The sequence below is a fragment of the Zavarzinella sp. genome (assembly GCA_041399155.1).
Lineage (GTDB): Bacteria > Planctomycetota > Planctomycetia > Gemmatales > Gemmataceae > JAWKTI01.
This window is the reverse complement of the sequence record JAWKTI010000003.1, coordinates 707,330-723,462: the sequence shown is the minus strand read 5'-3', so window position 1 is coordinate 723,462 and position 16,133 is coordinate 707,330. Positions and strand designations below refer to the sequence as shown.

Annotated in this window: 17 protein-coding genes; 7 read left to right on the top strand and 10 right to left on the bottom strand. The window is 52.8% G+C overall.

Annotated features, from left to right (window positions below; genetic code table 11):
- The first annotated feature begins 31 nt into the window (after positions 1–31).
- The gene (locus tag R3B84_17240; GenBank protein ID MEZ6142307.1) at positions 32–1,543 is read left to right on the top strand and encodes a DUF1501 domain-containing protein; all 1,512 of its coding nucleotides are present in this window, start codon (positions 32–34) and stop codon (positions 1,541–1,543) included.
- Positions 1,544–1,825: 282 nt separating this feature from the next.
- Entirely contained in the window at positions 1,826–2,722 is an 897-nt protein-coding gene (locus R3B84_17235) for a zinc-ribbon domain-containing protein (protein MEZ6142306.1), read from the top strand.
- 6 nt (positions 2,723–2,728) lie between these two features.
- Here the strand turns inward: R3B84_17235 and R3B84_17230 are convergent, their stop codons facing one another.
- Together R3B84_17230 and R3B84_17225 are read right to left on the bottom strand one after the other, a co-directional pair.
- Positions 2,729–3,181: a 6-carboxytetrahydropterin synthase gene (locus tag R3B84_17230; GenBank protein MEZ6142305.1), complete on the bottom strand. Its 453-nt coding sequence runs from the start codon at positions 3,179–3,181 to the stop codon at positions 2,729–2,731.
- A 17-nt stretch (positions 3,182–3,198) separates the two neighbouring features.
- A complete protein-coding gene (locus tag R3B84_17225; protein ID MEZ6142304.1) occupies positions 3,199–3,912 on the bottom strand; it encodes a 7-cyano-7-deazaguanine synthase in 714 nt (237 codons plus the stop codon).
- An 87-nt stretch (positions 3,913–3,999) separates the two neighbouring features.
- Here R3B84_17225 and R3B84_17220 point away from each other — a divergent pair, with 87 nt between their 5' ends.
- Genes R3B84_17220 through R3B84_17210 form a run of 3 tightly spaced genes read left to right on the top strand, consistent with a single transcriptional unit; the run spans position 4,000 to position 6,511 of the window.
- Positions 4,000–4,356 (top strand): ATP-binding cassette domain-containing protein, encoded by a 357-nt coding sequence (locus R3B84_17220; GenBank protein ID MEZ6142303.1) that lies wholly within the window; start codon positions 4,000–4,002, stop codon positions 4,354–4,356.
- Positions 4,353–5,528 (top strand): sugar ABC transporter ATP-binding protein, encoded by a 1,176-nt coding sequence (locus R3B84_17215; protein MEZ6142302.1) that lies wholly within the window; start codon positions 4,353–4,355, stop codon positions 5,526–5,528. The genes R3B84_17220 and R3B84_17215 overlap by 4 nt, the downstream gene beginning before the upstream one ends.
- The gene (locus R3B84_17210; GenBank protein ID MEZ6142301.1) at positions 5,528–6,511 is read left to right on the top strand and encodes an ABC transporter permease; all 984 of its coding nucleotides are present in this window, start codon (positions 5,528–5,530) and stop codon (positions 6,509–6,511) included. The genes R3B84_17215 and R3B84_17210 overlap by 1 nt, the downstream gene beginning before the upstream one ends.
- Positions 6,512–6,972: 461 nt before the next feature.
- Here R3B84_17210 and R3B84_17205 read toward each other — a convergent pair whose 3' ends face one another.
- The 7 genes from R3B84_17205 to R3B84_17175 all read right to left on the bottom strand — a co-directional run bounded on the left by R3B84_17205 (position 6,973) and on the right by R3B84_17175 (position 12,878).
- On the bottom strand, positions 6,973–8,199 hold the full coding sequence (locus R3B84_17205) for an MFS transporter (protein MEZ6142300.1): 1,227 nt from the start codon (positions 8,197–8,199) through the stop codon (positions 6,973–6,975).
- A gap of 228 nt (positions 8,200–8,427) precedes the next feature.
- Positions 8,428–8,871: a hypothetical protein gene (locus tag R3B84_17200; GenBank protein MEZ6142299.1), complete on the bottom strand. Its 444-nt coding sequence runs from the start codon at positions 8,869–8,871 to the stop codon at positions 8,428–8,430.
- A gap of 240 nt (positions 8,872–9,111) precedes the next feature.
- A complete protein-coding gene (locus R3B84_17195) occupies positions 9,112–9,624 on the bottom strand; it encodes a VTT domain-containing protein (GenBank protein MEZ6142298.1) in 513 nt (170 codons plus the stop codon).
- A 713-nt stretch (positions 9,625–10,337) separates the two neighbouring features.
- On the bottom strand, positions 10,338–10,628 hold the full coding sequence (locus R3B84_17190) for a hypothetical protein (protein MEZ6142297.1): 291 nt from the start codon (positions 10,626–10,628) through the stop codon (positions 10,338–10,340).
- Between the two features lie 988 nt (positions 10,629–11,616).
- Complete coding sequence (locus tag R3B84_17185; GenBank protein MEZ6142296.1) at positions 11,617–11,898, bottom strand: hypothetical protein; 282 nt, start codon at positions 11,896–11,898, stop codon at positions 11,617–11,619.
- A gap of 190 nt (positions 11,899–12,088) precedes the next feature.
- Entirely contained in the window at positions 12,089–12,397 is a 309-nt protein-coding gene (locus tag R3B84_17180) for a hypothetical protein (GenBank protein ID MEZ6142295.1), read from the bottom strand.
- A 106-nt stretch (positions 12,398–12,503) separates the two neighbouring features.
- Complete coding sequence (locus tag R3B84_17175; GenBank protein ID MEZ6142294.1) at positions 12,504–12,878, bottom strand: hypothetical protein; 375 nt, start codon at positions 12,876–12,878, stop codon at positions 12,504–12,506.
- A gap of 715 nt (positions 12,879–13,593) precedes the next feature.
- On the opposite strand from R3B84_17175, the gene R3B84_17170 reads away from it, so the two are divergent.
- Positions 13,594–14,010, top strand: a complete 417-nt coding sequence (locus R3B84_17170) for an archease (GenBank protein MEZ6142293.1) — start codon at positions 13,594–13,596, stop codon at positions 14,008–14,010.
- 35 nt (positions 14,011–14,045) lie between these two features.
- Entirely contained in the window at positions 14,046–15,512 is a 1,467-nt protein-coding gene (locus R3B84_17165; protein ID MEZ6142292.1) for an RtcB family protein, read from the top strand.
- Positions 15,513–15,519: 7 nt separating this feature from the next.
- Here R3B84_17165 and R3B84_17160 read toward each other — a convergent pair whose 3' ends face one another.
- On the bottom strand, positions 15,520–15,975 hold the full coding sequence (locus R3B84_17160; protein MEZ6142291.1) for a tetratricopeptide repeat protein: 456 nt from the start codon (positions 15,973–15,975) through the stop codon (positions 15,520–15,522).
- Positions 15,976–16,133 lie beyond the last annotated feature (158 nt).

Below are 16,133 nucleotides of genomic sequence, written 5' to 3'. Positions count from 1 at the left end.
AAATAATGAGAAGGCTTTCAGGAATCAAACGATGCTCGACCTAATGATCAGACAGCACCCACATCATCCGATGTCGCGTCGGGAATTGATTCGCGTTGGGATGCTGGGCCTGGGTGGACTGACGCTGGCCGATCAATTGCGTTTCCAAAGCCTGGCGGGCACGGAATCGAGTGTTGTAAAGAAGCGATCGGTGATATTCCTGTTTCTGGCAGGTGGGCCAAGCCAATATGAAACATTCGACCCGAATCCTGAAGGTGCAGAAACCCACCGATCGATTAATGGCAGCATTGCAACAAGTCTGACGGGGGTTCGATTTTCATCGTACCTGCCAAAACTTGCCAAACAGGCCCACCGCCTGAGTATTGTCAAATCGTTCCAGACGAACCATTCCGAGCATAATGGTGCCCACAAACAACTGTTGACGGCTGATTTGACTGTGAAAGATGGTCAGGAAATCCGCGAACCCGGGCTTGGGGCCATCTATGCACGGATGGCCGGTCCGATGAACCGTGCAACGGGAATGCCACGCCATCTGGTGATCCCACCCACGACCAGGTATCCTGGTGCGGGCAAAGGCTTTGCAGGTGCGTTTGAATCGGTGATTGAAGGGATACAGCCAGCAACACTGGGCACCACGTATGCACCGATCCCGGTGCAGGTACCAATGGCCAGCGGATTGACGGAAGCAAAACCGAAAACCAACAAAAAACCGAATAGTTCTTCCGAAAATACAGGTGATGATTTTTTACAATCACTGCAGCTGAAAGCACCTGTTTTGCAGTTTCAGGATCGACTGACGCTGCTCAAAGAACTCGATGATTTGAACCGCCAGGTACAGGGGAGTGCCGCCCACCAGCGGGATGCCTATCGTCAGCAGGCCCTGGATCTCCTCAGCAGTGGGGCGATTCGCAAAGCGTTCGACCTGACACTGGAAGATCCTGCCACACTGAAAGCCTATGACACAGAACATTTTCGCAACTGGCAGTGTGACGATCAATCTCGTTTTCAACGGAATACCCCTTCGATCGGTTTCTCACTGGGCAGGCAATTGCTGCTTGCCCGCCGATTGTGCGAAGCGGGTGCTGGGTTTGTCACCGTGGTCAATGCCAACTGGGATTTTCATGCCCGCAAAGGGATACCGAACATTCCGGAAGGGATGGGCGTCTTTGGCCCACCACTGGATCATGCGGTTTCGGCCTTTTTGGATGATCTGCACCAGCGCGGGCTGGAACGCGAGATCCTGTTAGTGATTACGGGCGAGTTCGGCAGAAGTGGCATGGACAAAAACGCTGGCAGGCACCACCACCCACGTATTTGCCCCCTGGTCTTTGCAGGTGGGGGACTGAATCACGGGCAGGTCATCGGCAAATCAGATGCCAGAGCGGCGGCACCCGCAACAAATCCGATCACGATTGATGATCTTCATGCGACGCTCTATCACAGTTTGCTGGACGTCGCCCAGCTACGCACCGATACCGATCTGTCAAGCAAACTGATCGACCGCCTGTCACGTGGAAAGCCTGTTACGGAACTTTTTCAATAATTACTCTTCTCGTACTTTTGAACAACAAACAGTACGGTAAGACACGAAGAAAAACGGGACTAAACGAGTTGGAAGCGTTAACGATGGACTTTGCCAGTGGTTCGCGGTTTGCTTTTTATCTTCATCGCCCCTATGGAACAGATTCTGAATTGTCCGTTGGCTGAAGTCAAACGCCTGTCCGAGGAAGTTCAAAAATAAAATCCCCCTTGTAGAGGGACAAAATTTCTTCATTACTTCTACATCTGCGGTTATATTGGTAGCACTGCTCAAATTGGGTTTACAATGGACGCATTTGAAATTCGTTGCGAAAAGTGCCAGGCTCGTTTTCAAGTAACTCAGGCCCACATCGGTAAGCGGGTGCGTTGCACCAGGTGTCGTGAGGTTTTTGTTGCTCATCAGCAACAACCCAAAACAACCTCAGAGTTAGAGCACGTGGAAACCTATGGCTTTGCTGGTGAGAGCACCCACGTTACCAACGTTGATTTCGCAAGTACTCTGGAAGACTGGTGGCCAACGGGTGAGGGTACCCGAGTTCCTTATTCGTGGCGTGCGGCATTCAAAGCCAGCAGGGAATGTGCCCTCGATCAGCGATGGAAGTCTGCGTTAAAGATTCTGCATCCGCTGTACAGTCAGGCGATCAAGGAAAAGATTCTGGATTCTCATACGTTGAACAGGCCCTTGGCATTCTGTTTAAGTCGCTGGTCAAAAAAACAACTGAAAGCGTTTCGGCAAACGGAAACCAAGCCAGGTAACGCACTTCGAAAGTTGCTGAACAGAGTGGTGGATGCCAAAAAGTGGGGTCAGGCATTTGATGCTTTTGAATGCCCTCTCTGTCAGAGGACAAGACAGACGCTTATTGGATTGATTCGCATCCGCACCACACGAGGGAGTGTGTATACCTGTTGCGTGCCAGTGTCCAAACAGGATAATGAAATCATGACTGGCCTTCAGGGAATTCGCACGAAAATTGACCTTGCAGAGTATCTGGATGGCGAAGTAACAGTCGCTGAAAATATCCGAAAACAATTACCAGATTGGTTTCAGGTGATTCAGTTTCACGACAATACCTGGTACGAAAGGGTGATTGATCAGCAAGAAAGCACATGTTACGAAGGTTCGCTCGTTGGGATTGCATCTGACAATGCCGCTGAAGCATTAATCGGCATTTTACTGGGATAACCGAATCTACTGTTCGTCGTCTGCCACGATCGTGGTGGGGAGGTTTTCCCCACGGTACGTGGCGTATGAATACGTGGTTTCCCACATCGTTACTTCCAGCACCGGCAGGCGCTGGGTCAAGCAATAGTCGTAAATCAGTTTTGCCATGTTCTCCGTGGTGGGGTTCACCAGCAGTGGCAGCACCTTTTCCTGTGCCTGTTGCAGAATCTTCACCAGTGGGTCATCCTGATGCAGCAACAGCGTGTGGTCGAGCGTGCTGTCAATCCAGGTGCCGATTAAGCGTTTCATCTGCACGAAATCGATGATCATGCCCATTTCGTCGAGTTGATTGCCAGCCAGCGTCACACACGCTTTACCGTTGTGGCCGTGCAGGTTACGGCATTTGCCATCATAATTCATCAATCGATGCCCAAAGCAGAATTCAAACTCGCGGGTCACCTGAAACAACGGATTCGACACGGAAAGCACCTTTACAATTACACGGGGATCGGAGGTAAGTTATTGCTGCAGTTGGCATAAACAGTGGGATCGGGCACCCCCGCCTGCTGAAAAGCAGCGATTCGTTCTGCACATTTATTGCACGCACCACAGTGGTGGTCGTAAATCGGGGCAATGCAGGAAAACGTATGCTCCAGTGGCATACCGGCCCCGCGTAGAACCACCTGGGACTTATTCAGATATTCATACGGACGAATGATTTTCAAGGTGTCTCCGACTGCTACCCCCACCACGTGGGCAAAATCACGATAGAACGTGGGAGTGGCGTCCGGAAACGGATTGGCTGCCAGTGGGGCTGTCGCAATCGTGGTAATCCCCTGCAGGTGGCACCAGATCAGCGATTTTGCCAGCAGCACCACATTTCGACCGGGCAAATAAACGGCCTCGTCCGGCGACAGGTGGTCTGGCACGTTCTTGCCGGTGTGGCTCCAGTGATTGTCGTAAAGGTCCCGCGTGTCGACCGTCAGAATCTTCAGTGGCTGCATCTGGGAAAAATGTGTAGCCTGGATAAACTGGCGAATTGCCGATAATTCCAGCGTTTCCCACGTGGAGCCGGTTGCAATGTAAATCGGCTGCACCAGATCGTAGCGCTGGCAGGCTTCCCCCAGCAATACGGCACTATCCAGTCCGCCACTGCAAAGGACAGCCAGTTTGCGATTCCCCAGATCGGTGGGCCAGATGGCTTCGTTCATCCTGTTATTGTAGGCAGCAGAAATCGGTGCGTTTCCAGCGAATTTTTTAGATGAATTTTCACTGAACTTGGACGATAATACACCACCATGTCGAAACCTCTCTTAGAAGTGCGGTCGATCCGCAAGCAATTTCCGGGCGTCTTGGCGCTGGATGGTGTATCGCTGCACCTGCACGCAGGCGAAGTCCTGGCGTTGGTGGGCGAAAACGGTGCCGGCAAGTCCACTCTCATGAAGATTCTGGCTGGGGTGCAACCACCAGATGCAGGCGAATACCTACTGAATGGTGATCCCGTCAACTTTCGCAACGTCAGTGATGCCATGGGCTCCGTGATCTGCCTGATCCACCAGGAACTGAATCTGGCCGAAAATTTATCTGTGGCCTCAAATTGTTTCTCGGGCGCGAAATTTGTGCCGCACAGTTCTGGACGCGGCAGTCCCAGATGAATCAACGTGCGGGTGAATTGCTGGAACAGGTGGGATTATTGGCCAGCGATGCCCGCAGGATTGTGGGGCAACTGGCACCAGGCCAGAAGCAACTGGTGGAAATTGCCCGTGCACTGTCGATGGATGCCCGCGTGATTATTATGGACGAACCCACGTCCAGTTTAACCCAGAAAGAAACCGACCGCCTGTACGAAGTCATCGACCAACTTCGGGCACGTGGGGTGGGGATCATTTATATTTCCCACCGTCTGGCGGAAGTCAAACGTTTGGCAGATCGTGTGACAGTCTTCCGCGATGGCAAAAACGCGGGCGAACTGCAAAAATTAGAGATTTCTCATGATGCGATGGTTTCTCTGATGGTGGGGCGGGATCTGGCGAACATTTACCCCCACCAATCGCGGGAAAAGTGGAGTGGTGTTGCCGCACTGCAGGTAGAAGATTTAACCTTTGAAGGTGGCCCCACAGATGGGGTGTCTTTTCGTGTGCAGCCAGGCGAAATTGTCGGCATGGCAGGCCTTGTCGGTGCAGGCCGCACGGAACTGGCGGAAGCAATTTTTGGCATTCGCCGGATTCTGCAAGGCAAGGTAACAGTACAGGGAATGGAAGTTCCCGTGCGTCGGCCATCGGATCTGATCCAGCGTGGCTTGCTGATGGCACCAGAAGATCGCCGGTTCAACGGCCTGGTGCTGGAAAAAAGCGTCCGCTTTAACTTCGCACTGCCCAACCTAGATCTGTTTCGGCGCTGGCTGTGGCTGCCCGCACGGCAGGAAAAGCAGATGACGCAGGAAATGATCGTCAAATTGAATGTGAAGACACCTTCCATGAACCAGATTGTCGGCTTTTTGTCTGGTGGGAATCAACAAAAGGTGGTGCTCGGCAAATGGCTGGCCCGCAAGCCCCACGTGCTGATCCTGGATGAGCCCACCCGTGGCGTGGATGTGGGTGCCCGCAACGAAATCTACCAAATTATGGACCAGTTGGCAGCTTCGGGAGTGGGCATATTAATGATATCCAGCGACATGGAAGAGGTGCTGGGAATGAGTGACCGCATTCTGGTGTTGCATGAAGGCCAATTAATGGGTGAATTGTCCCGCGACCAATTTCGCGAAGAAACGGTGATGCAGCTTGCCACAGGCAACCGCTTTGCTGCGACCCACATGGGAGTCCGCTGATGATGATTCGTGTTGCTGGTGTGTTGGCACTGGTGGTGGGGCTGTATCTGCTGTTGGCAGCCCGCAATCCCAACGCCATGAAAGAAAGCAATCTCATTGATGTGGCCAACCGTCAGGGTGCTGCCGCCGTGATTACGCTGGGGGTCGCCGTGCTGATTATCGCGGGCGGCATCGATCTGTCGATCGGCTCGGTGGTTGGTTTATCGGCAATCGGTTTTGGCCTGTTGATGAAACAGCAAGTCCCACCAGTGATCGCGTTTTTTATCGTCATGGCAGGTGGGGCGTGCATCGGCCTGCTGCATGGCTTGCTGGTCACCCGCCTGAAATTGCAGGCTTTTCTGGTCACCCTGTGCGGCATGTTCATCTATCGTGGTCTGGCACGCTACTTAAGCGATGGCAAACCAGTCGGTCTCGTCAGCATTAAGAACGAATTTCCGGATACCGAAAGCGGTATTAACTTTTTACGGCATTACCTGATTGGCAAGGATTTCGATGGTCTGTTGCTGTTTCCAGGGATGCTGGTGGTGGCATTGGTGATCACGGTGTTCCTTGGCTTAATTCTGCACAAAACCACGATTGGCCGGTACTGGTATGCAGTGGGGTATAATGAATCTGCCGCACGGTTTTCGGGCATCCGAACCGATCGAATGCGGATCTTTGCGTTCATGATCTGTTCTGCCTGTGCCGCACTGGCTGGAATGCTGGATATTCTGAACCAGAACGATGCAAACCCCAGTATTACCGGCAGCGAACTGGAATTGTATGCGATTACCGGTGCAGTGCTGGGTGGTTGCAGCCTGCGAGGTGGGGAAGGCACCATCATTGGGGCATTGCTTGGTGCATCGGTTCTGCCACTGTTGAAAAACCTGTTGAGCTTTGAGCAGATCCCGGATGCGATTATCCCAGCGGTGATCGGTGTGACGTTATTGCTGGGCACGATTGTCGATGAAACGATCCGTCGCCGTGCCGCCCGCAGAAAATAGCAATCCACTTGTGCTTGAGCTTTTTTAAAGACGGTTGAGAAATACCCTGCCTTACAGGCCTTCAGGAATTGAAAACTTCCAATCCTGGCCCTCACGGACCAGGCTAAAACTAGACGGCACTTCGTGCCTGAAGCATTTTTTGCATTCAGACGGTTGTTTAACAACCGTCATTCCAGTGCAGGCAGCAATCTAGCATAAAACCAATAATCCAACGCCCACCAGAAACCGTCATTCCCGCGCAGGCGAGAATCCAGTACAGAAAACTTGAAGTACATCCAATCGACTGATTCCCACCGATAATGAGTCATTCCCGCGATTGCAGCAATCCAGCATAAAACCAATAATCCAACGCCCACCAGAAACCGTCATTCCCGCGCATGCGGGAATACATGGTTTGTTCCACTGAAATATTGTTAAACCAGGGTTCACTTCGTTCACCCTGGGCTGTTAGAATCGACAATTCACAGTTGCCGGCGTGGGCGGATCAGCAGCACCAGCAGAATTGAAATGATGGCAAAACCAGCAAACATGCTGAAAATCACATTCAGTGGGACGTTGCGATCGCGCAGGGCACCAAAACCCCAGTCGGCCAGGCCCCCACAACTGATACTGACCAGGTTCATAATTCCATAACCAGTGGCACGCAGATCAGAACGCACAATTTGCGATAGAATCGGCATATTGTTGCAATCGAAAAAGCCCCAGCCCAGCCCGAACAGCATCAGAAATGCAACAGCAACCGTCAATGTGCCTGCATTCCCCACGCCAAAGATTGCGGGGACAATCAGCGACATGCCAATCGCACTGACAAAAATCCGGCCTCGAATATGGCGTTTCATCCAGCGATCCGCCAGCCAGCCTCCGAAAATCGCTCCCACGATGGCTGCCACCTGCCAGTACAACGTGGCTGCGACACCTGCCTGACCCTGCCCAATGCCAAACTGCTTTTTCAGGATGTCGGGCATCCAGTCTCGGACCACCCAGCCTGCCAGTGCGGGCAACGTGAAGTAGAGCACCAGCAGAATAAATGAGAGATTTGTCATTAATTCCTGCGTAGCACGCACCGGGGAGGCTTTATGGGCATTTTCCCCCGCCTGACGTGGGGGATCCCGCAGCAGATACACCAGTGGCAAGGCATAACACATGCCGAAGATGCCGCACGCAATGAAGGCAATTCGCCAGCCCAGCATCGGTGCATCCGCCACGTAACCACCAAAGCCACCCGCAATGACGCCAAAATAAATCGCAATCTGGTGCAGCCCCACTGCCCGCGAACGGGTGGTGCCAATGTGGTAGTCGGCAATCAGTGCCAGTGCTGCGGGAATATAAAAGGCCTCGCTGATCCCCATCAGCGATCTGGCCCACAGTAATTCGTTGAAGGTGGTGACGTTTCCGGTCCACCAGGTGACCGCCGACCAGACAAACAGGCTCCCACAGATTGTGAAGCGCCTGCTGAACCGATCGGCAATATAGCCACCAATCGGGCTGAGAAACGCATACACCCACTTGAACTGACCGAGCATGAACCCCCAGTTGGTATTGGATTCAATAGTGGGGATGTCGGTCATGACGGACGTTTTCATCGATGCCATCATCTGGCGATCCAGATAATTCAGGGTGGCAACGGGCATCAGCAGTAGCACCACCAGCCAGGCGGTCCGCATCATGGAAGGGGAGGAATCTTTCATGTGGCAATTGTAACCACCTTGTGGGCAGAAAAATAGTCAAAGGTGCGGAACATCTCCATAGAATGGCGAATCCATTACATGTAATATGATTACACATCAGGCATTTAGGGCAGAGCTTCGGATTTTCTGGCAACGTTCTAATCGCTACGATTTTTAAAGAATTTGCCAAACAATGGCGCTTTGCAGCAACCTGCTAGCCCCTTGGGCACTATACAGTAGTCTTGTTCGTTAGGCAGTGTCGATTCCCGGCGGGTGCCACGGATAGTCCCCAGCCCAGACCGGGCAGGGCGTCTTGTCCAGGCCGAGGTATTGCCCGACCCAGGAGTGGTCGCCCTCCATCGATCGGGTGACCATCGAGGGATCGAAGACGAACCATGCCTGGAAGTAGTTGTCGTACCAGCACCAGGGACCGACCTCAAGGTTGTCGAATCCGATCCTGAATTCGTCGGTCAGGAAATCGAGCCTTGCTTCCGGCGGGTCGACCCAGTCGGTCCTCCCCGAAACGGTATCGAACTGGACCGAATCAATCTCAACGCGGAGGTCGTAAATCCGTTGGCAGACGAAAACTTGCCGGGTATACCGACAGACGTGGACACACGGCTTACCCTCGATCCTGGGAATCATCTCCCAAAGGACGTCGGCGATCTGTGTCCAAGTGCTTTCGTGGGGCACGCGATCGCTCCGCCGTCTAAGGGGTCCGCGATTGAGCAGAGTCGCGGAGTAGGTACGAAGCGATTCCTGCTCCAATCGCTTGTTAGGCCGCCTGCAGCCATCACCTTAAGCATATGCTCAATCGCGGGCCAGTCTGTGGAAAATTTTAAAAATACCCCACGGTATCGGGTATCCTTACTCGCTGAATACGCACTTTTTCCTTTCACGGATGGGATAATTCAACCGAGATTTTTTGAAACCTTATTCTTCAGATTGGGAAGTTGCTGGAGGTACAACCACGGGCCGACGTCGAAGCAGGTAATGCACTGGAGGCCAGACCGCCAGCGGGACGGCGGTACTGAGCAGCAGCCCGGCTGCTGGGCGGTTCAGATACGCCTGCCCAAGTGCCCCAAACGCGAACCCCATGGCGAAGCTGCCGCACGCCAAGGCGGCGATGAACGGACCTGCCCGCATTCTGGCCAGCCCAGCCAGACAGCAGAGCGCCTCTGGCAACAGCGGCATCCAACGAGACATGGCGATTGCCCACAGACCATATCGCTCGAAGAACTGTCGGAGCATCGCCAGGTCGGCTTCACCCACCAGCCGGTTCGCCACCCGTGGCCCAACCGCGCGGCAGCCACCATATGCTACCAACCCGGCCAGCGTCGACCCAACCCCACCGATCAGACCACCCAGGACCGGTCCGTAAATCATCCCCAGCCCCGCGATTACCGCCGTGGCGGGAACCGGGGCAACAAGGTCGGCGACGATCAACCCAATCCCGACCAGCCATGCCCACCCTCCAAACTGCCTAAGCCTGTGAAGCCCCTCCTCCCCACCGAAGTACGCATCCACTTCATCGTCGAACACGAGAGCCGGAACGAGCATGAAGACAACAAGCACAAACACGATCCTGTACAGACGGCGGTGCGACCAGAAGCCGGACGAAGGTGGGTAAGCAGGGACGGGGGTCATGAAACTCCAGGGAATGCGGAAGCGAGTACGGACATTGGATAGAAGGTAATTTATCTGTTCTGGATAAGATTCCAACTACCCAACATCGTACCTAATGACGAATAATTGCATCTTATCGCAGTGAAATGCGTCCCTCAAGCAGTAACTGTCAGTTTCACAATCATTTTCTCATCAACTTTTCGACGATGGGTGAATAAATGCCAGCTTCGAAGTCGCCCAAACTCCTTGATCGGGTGGGGGCTAAGTACTGTTGCACGATTCGATCCATACCAAAACAGCAACAGCTTATTTCGATTGGATGGTGCAACTAATCAGATCCATCAAAACAAGCGCCCAAAGAACATGGGTTTGCGACATTGAAGCATTTTTCCACTATTTGGCCATAGAACACCAGGTTTCCACCAGTACGCAGAAATTTGGCATTATCACCACGGTGTCGGGTATCCTTACGCGCGGAATAAGCAGTTTTATCCTTCACAGTTTGGATGATTCAACCGCGATGTGTTGAAACGTTATTCTTCCGTAGGGGAAGTTTCTGGAGTGACGAGTTTGTAAACGTCTGTCGGTGCGTCGTAGATAGCCCGCCCAGAGGTTAGCAGCCGCTTCCAAACTTTTGTCGCAGCCTGTGTCCGCCATACTCCGGCTTCCCCCGCAGTCGGACTCGAAACAACATCCTTTACCAAAGTCGCTTTCACCACAGGCAATAGCGCTTCAGGAATACCCTTTGCGATGTAGACGGGTTTATTGTGGTGGGCCATAGCTACAACTCGCACGGTCGTCTCATCGACAGCAGAGACGGCCAAGTCTAAGAACTCTCCCGAAGCGGGCAGAGGATCAGCGAACACACGGAAGTTCCAAGTATCTTCGAATTGGTCCTTCTCAACCGTATAACGGAAGGTCCGCGATACCCCATCACGACCGACGCAAACGATGTTTGGCATCACTGGGTCTCCGCCGCCGAACGGGGTCCGCGATTGAGCAGAGTCACGGAAGTGATACGAAGCGATTCCTGCTCCAATCGCTCACTTAGGCCGCTTGCAGCCGTCACCTATACTATATGCTCAATCGCGGACCCGTTATGCCGACGCAGAAGTGGGCTACCAACCGACCACAACATTCTACTCGCGGGCGTCGCCGGTCAACTGCAACCGGTTGTTAGGTGCAGCACCGGGTGGTTACAAACTCTAGGAAGTCGGAGCAGACCTCCTTGCCGCCGTCGTGATCGGGGCCCCACTCAATGACTGGCCCCTCATACCGAGCGTCCGTTGGAGAGCATTGGAGGAAGTAACCATGATCCATGCCATCGTGCGATATCTCCACCGAATCCTGCGGCAGCGAACTAGGCCGAAGTCTCATCGTAGACGCTACCACGTCTGACCACTGAGGTGGTATATCATCAGCGGGCTTTGGTGGCAGGCCGTGTATCTCAAATCCCGATCCAAAGGAGGCCCCGTAGCGACGAAGATAGGTGCGATAACTGGCAGGGAAACGCAGCCCGAGTTCACGCTCAGCATCATCGATGGAGGCATCACTGACGGGTCCGCTGTTAAAGCAGTTGGCGAAGATCGCATCAAGCCGCGTCGCGAGTTCGTCGTGGGTCAAATTGCACCTAACGGGTCCGCGATTGAGCAGAGTCGCGGAGTGGATACGAAGCGATTCCTGCTCCAATCGCTCACTCTGACTGCCTGTTTCCAACATCTGTAATGTATGCGAAGTCGACAGTTCACGATGAGAATTTTTCATAAAAATCATCTGTTTCTGCCAACAAGTAAAACTGAATTATTATCTCATTTATGAGAGGCTAGACATGAAGTCAGGAACCTTCTCTTTTGCAAATTGCTTTGCACTGATGTTCGGGTGATGCTTTTGGCTGCTTGCCCATTCATCTTTGATCCATTTGATAAGGTCGACGTAAATTGACTCTTCCGCCTCATATTCCCGTAAGAACTTGTCAATTGAATCGTAGGGTGCATTCATACTTTGAAGCATCTTCATGAATTGCTGCTGCGTTGTGTTGTCCAATGAATCAATCAAGTATAGAATGTAGATTTCACATATGTATTCTGGATCCATGGGGAAATACCTCCTGCTGTTCATCATCGTCTTCAATAACATCCGGTATAGCGTCCGCGATTTAGCAAAACGCGGAGTTGATACGAAGAGATTCCTGCTCCAATCGCTCACTTAGGCCGCCTGCGGAAGCAAGCGTGCAACCGACAGCAACATTCTACCCGCAGCGTCACCGGTCAACTGCAGCCAGTGGTTAGGCGAGCCTTCCACCGAGAAACAAGGGTTGTCGTCGCTGACCGCAGCTGTCGATGTATTCGCTAAAGCCTTCCATCGCAGCCGAAATCACTTCGCGTGGAAGGCTTCCCGCCAGCATAGAGTAAAACGTCTCATCGTCAGATGGTCCGAACTCGATGGTCGCTGCGCCTTGACCGTCCTCATTAAGTAGCTGAATTTGCCATCGATAACCACACTTCCAACCATCGTCCGACTCGTCAAGCACGCGGACGAAGTATCGTGGTTCCGCCTCACGGAGCACAAAGCCAGATTCTACAGAAAAACGCATACTCGCCTAACGTAAAAGGCTCAGTTGCCAGCCGCCCGCGGAGAGCAGGCTCCAAACCGACAACAACATCATATCGCGGGCGCAGCCGGTCAACTGCATCCGCTGGTTAGGTCGCCACGAACTTGGCAACGGACTCGAAATCAACCATCCAAAGATCGTATTTTTCTCCGTCCTCGGTCAGGAGCGGCGGTTTTTCTACGGGATCGAACTGACCATCGAGCGATAGCCGTTGCGTTATGAGGCATTGCTGCCCGTCGCGATAAACGATGAAAGCAAAGCGAGGATCGTGAATAAGTGCGACTCCCGGCTGGCCTGCGACAAGCACACCTAGCTTCTGTCTCCACAAACTTGGAAAATCTTCAACAGGGTGATCCGTAGGCCAGCAGGCAAAATCTTCCGTGTGGTTGCCCACAGTGATTGTGCCGAGCCGCTGTCCGTCTGGTCCAAGGGTCGAAGCGGATAGCAAGCAAATATCGAACATGCCCAGCGACCTAACTAGTATTAGACAGAATTTATTCCGCCTTTTCCGTCGGCGGTTCTGTCTATCACTTGTTGTGTAAAATGTACCATTGCGCATACAACGGTACAGAATGAGGTACCCTCATTTAGCAATAATTTACCCAATCAAATCGTGGGGTCAATGAAAAACCAGAATATGGGTAAAACTGGATTCCCGCCTACGCGGGAATGACGGTTAGTGTCACAACCGTCTTTTGGCAACCGGCTAACGCCGTCGGCTCACAAGTCAGTTGTTTGGGTTGCCAATTCCAACCACTTGCCCTGGATTCCCGCCTTCGCGGGAATGACGGTTGTGGTGGTTTCGGATTACTGATTAGGTTCATTCAGAATATTGGTTATTGTTCGGGATTCCCGCCTGCGCGGGAATGACAATTCCGGTGGGTGTCAGCTTATTGGATCAACCTCGAATATTAGCCCGATTCCCAACTGTAGGGGAATGACGGTTGTCTTCAGAATCTCATTGCGTCTTCGCGGCTTTGCGTGAGAATGTTTAAGAATCTGAAGAAATTCCCTTGCTGGCACTGCGTGATATGAAGGTAATTGTGCAAAGTTCACTGGATCGGTTGTAAAACAGCTGTTATTCAATCAATGATCTTCATTGATTCTGGTGCATTCACTGAACCTTGTTGGGGAAGTCACCGTCCTATTAGCCACCAGGCTGCAGGGAGAAGATTGGCATGTTTGAGTTTTTTGAACATACTGCGGACCTGGGCCTGCGGGCAACAGCACTCACGCTGCCCGAACTGTTTCAGGAAATGGCGGGCGGTCTGCTGCACGCGATTATTGAAAACTGGCAGCCGAATGTGGTGCAGAAAACCCGCCAGCTTGTGGTGCAGGGCACCACGGCCGAGGCAGATCTGTTATTGTTTGATTGGCTGCACGAATTGCTGATGCTGTTTGAGATGGATGGGTTTATTGGAACCCAGTTTCAGGTGGCATTTGATGAAGATGGCCTGCATGCTACCGTAGGTGGGCTGATGTTTGACCCCACCTCCCATGAACGTGGGCGGGAAGTAAAAGCGATCACCTACCACGATCTTGTTGTAGAACAGCGTGGGGCAGAGTGGTTTGCGGAAGTGATTGTGGATATTTAACTTACGGCGATTGGCTCGCCTGGAAGGATGCTGTCATGGCAAAGTCTGATATTCCTTACGTGCCGCTGGAACGGATCGATCCGTGCTGCGTGCGTATCCCCACCAGCTACAAGCACGGGATGCGGGTGCCCGGCCTGATTTTCGTCGATGATACGCTGCTGGAACAGGTGAAAAAGGACAAAGCGCCCGATCAGGTGGCGAACGTTGCCACGTTACCCGGTATTCAGGTGGCGAGCATCGCAATGCCGGATATTCACTGGGGATACGGCTTCGCCATCGGTGGCGTGGCTGCGACCGACCCAGCCGAAGGTGGGGTCATTTCCCCAGGTGGCGTGGGTTACGACATCAATTGCGGGGTGCGGCTGGTGAAAACCAACCTGTTTTATCAGGAAATCAAGCCCCACCTGCGGACGTTAATCAAATCCTTGTTTGATACTGTCCCTGCGGGAGTGGGTCGTGGTGGTGCGTACCGTTTTAATGAAAAGGAAATGCTGGAGCTGATGGAACAGGGCCCCAGTTACGTGATTCAGCGTGGGTTGGGACGTAACAAAGACCTCGAACTGACGGAAGCCAACGGCCGAATTGACAATGCCGAACCTGACCTGGTGTCGGAAATTGCGATCAAGCGGGGCAGCCAGCAGTGCGGCACGCTGGGCAGCGGCAACCACTTTATGGAAGTGCAGGTGGTCGACCAGATTTACGATGCCCACGTGGCAGAAGCATTTGGTTTGGAACATGGGCAGGTGTGCGTGATGATCCACTCCGGCTCGCGTGGGCTGGGTTACCAGGTGTGCGACGATGCCTTGCGGCTGTTCCGGAACTGCCCACAGAAGTACGGAATTGACCTGCCCGACCGCCAGTTGGCTTGTGCACCGGCGGAAAGTCCGGAAGGGAAGCAGTACATCGGTGCGATGCGTGCCGCAGCCAACTATGGCTTTACCAACCGTCAGTTGCTGATGCAGCAGGCCCGGGATGTGTTTGCGGATGTTTTTGGGCGGAGCTGGTTCGATCTGGGCATGGAAATGCTGTACGATGTGGCCCATAACATAGCCAAACTGGAAGAACACACGGTAAATGGCACCAAAAAGCAGGTGTGGGTGCACCGGAAAGGTGCCACCCGGGCGTTTCCTGCAGGCCACCCAGAACTGCCAGAACGTTATCAGGCGATCGGTCAGCCAGTAATCATCCCCGGTGACATGGGAACGGCTTCGTGGGTACTGGTGGGTCAGCCAGGCAGCATGGAACGCACCTTCGGCACCACGTGCCACGGTGCAGGACGGGCGATGAGCCGCACCGCAGCGATTAAACACGCCGGTTCGAGACGGATCGATAAAGAACTGGAATCGCGTGGGATTATTGCAATGGCCCAAAGTAAGAAAGGTTTGCTGGAAGAACAACCAGACGCATACAAAAACGTGGATGAAGTGGTAGAAGTGGTCGACGGTGCTGGCCTGTCGAAAAAAGTCGCCCGCATGAGACCCATCGGGGTGATCAAGGGGTAAGAGTTAACTACAAAGTAGCCAAGTTCTTTTTCGCCTGTTCACTTCCTGCAGCAATTGCTTTTTGATACCACTCTCTTGCGATCGCTATATCTTGTTTCACACCATAACCGTTTTGGTGCAACCAACCAATATTATTCATCGCCATAGCATTTCCGAGATCAGCGGCTTTGCGATACCACTTCATCGCTTCGGCGTAATCCTGGGTTACCCCGTAACCGTTTTGGTGCAACACACCAACACTATACATCGCAGAAGCATTTCCGAGATCAGCGGCTTTGCGATACCACTTCATCGCTTCGGCGTAATCCTGGGTTACTCCATAACCGTTTTGGTGCAACCAACCAATATTATTCATCGCAGAAGCATTTCCGAGATCAGCGGCTTTGCGATACCACTTCATCGCTTCGGCGTAATCCTGGGTTACTCCATAACCGTTTTGGTGCAACCAACCAATATTATTCATCGCAGAAGCATTTCCGAATCAGCAGCTTTGGATACCACTATCGTTTGAAGTAACTGGTTACTTCCATAACCGTTTTGGTGCAACCAACCAATATTACTCATCGCCAAAGCATTTCCGAGATCAGCGGCTTTGCGAAACCACTTCATCGCTTCGAAGTA